This window comes from Streptomyces sp. UH6 (genome assembly GCF_013421635.1).
In the GTDB taxonomy this organism is placed as follows: domain Bacteria; phylum Actinomycetota; class Actinomycetes; order Streptomycetales; family Streptomycetaceae; genus Streptomyces; species Streptomyces abyssomicinicus.
The window spans coordinates 1-1,397 of the sequence record NZ_JACADT010001249.1; the positions used below are offsets into that span (position 1 = coordinate 1).

Here is a 1,397-nt window from a genome sequence, read left to right on the forward strand (position 1 = left end):
TCTACGACCCGGTCACCGGCACCACCACGACCACCTCGGTGAGCACCGAGGCCGACGCCGCCGAGCGGGACGCCCTCACCGCCGCCGCCCAGCAGGCCCAGGTCCGCTCCGACGCCGCGCTCGCCGAGTTCCGGTCCACCGCGCCCGACCGGACCGCGGCCGCGTTCGACTCCACCGTCACCGGCCCGGAGTCGGAGGCCGCGGGCACGTACCTGGAGAGCCTCACCGACCAGCCGGTGATGAACGACAAGGACCTGGCCACCGACCCCGAGAAGCTGGCCGCCGCGCTCTCCGCCCGGCTGGACCTGATGCGCGGCGCCGAGTCCTCGCTCTACGAAGGCCGTGTGAAGGACCTCGTGGAGCTGCGTGACAACGATGTAACCGAGCTGGAGATCCGCATCGCCGCGCTGGTCGCGCTGCTGCTGGTCGCCGTCGGCATCGCCACCGCGCTGGCCCGCTCGCTGACCCGGCCGCTGGCCGTGCTGCGCCTCGGCTCGGCCAGGCTCGCGCAGAACCCGGAGGGCGAGGAGCCCATCCGGTTCACCGGCCGCAAGGACGAGTTCGCCCAGGTCGTCCGCTCCGTCAACGCCCTGCACGGCCACGCGCTCGCCCTCCAGGAGCGGCTGACCACGCTGGAGGCCGACCGCAAGCACCTGATCGGCGAGCGGCAGCGGATGGCGGACGCGCGCGAGGAACTGCGCGCCGAGCTGAAGAGCGCGCGGGACCAGCTGGACCGGTCGCAGAACTCCGCCGAGGGCGCCTACGTCAGCCTGGCGCTGCGGATCCTCGGGCTGGTCGAGCGTCAGCTCACCGTCATCGAGGGGCTGGAGGCGCGCGAGGAGGACCCGGAAGGGCTCTCGACGCTCTTCAAGGTCGACCACTTCGCCACCGTGATGCGCCGCCACAGTGAGAACCTGCTGGTGCTGGCGGGCGTCGAGCACGGGCAGCAGCACGCCGGGCCGGTGCCGCTGGTCGACGTGGTGCGCGCCGCGGTCAGTGAGATCGAGCGGTACGAGCGCGTGCGGATCGGTGCGCTGCCGCCGGCCGCGCACCTCGCGGGCTTCGTCGCCGACGACCTGAGCCACCTGCTGGCCGAACTGCTGGAGAACGCCACGGCGTTCTCGCCGCCGGAGCTGCCGGTGGAGGTGTCGGGCTGGCTGCTGGAGAGCGGCGAGGTGATGCTCTCCGTCCAGGACGAGGGCATCGGCGTCACCGCCGACCGGCTGGAGCGGCTCAACACCCGTCTGGCCGACTTCGACCCCGAGGAGCCGCACGGTCCCGAGGGCGAGGAGGGGCTGGGCCTCGGCCTCTACGTGGTGGCCCGCCTCGCGCACCGGCACGGGGTGCGGGTGCGGCTGCGGGAGCAGAAGCAGGGCGGCGTGACGGCCGTGGCCGTG

General features: G+C 73.5%; 1 protein-coding gene. It reads left to right on the top strand.

Annotation, left to right across the window (positions count from 1 at the left end):
* A partial coding sequence (locus HW445_RS31000) for an ATP-binding protein (protein WP_180224107.1) occupies positions 1 to 1,397 on the top strand: 1,397 nt, incomplete at both ends.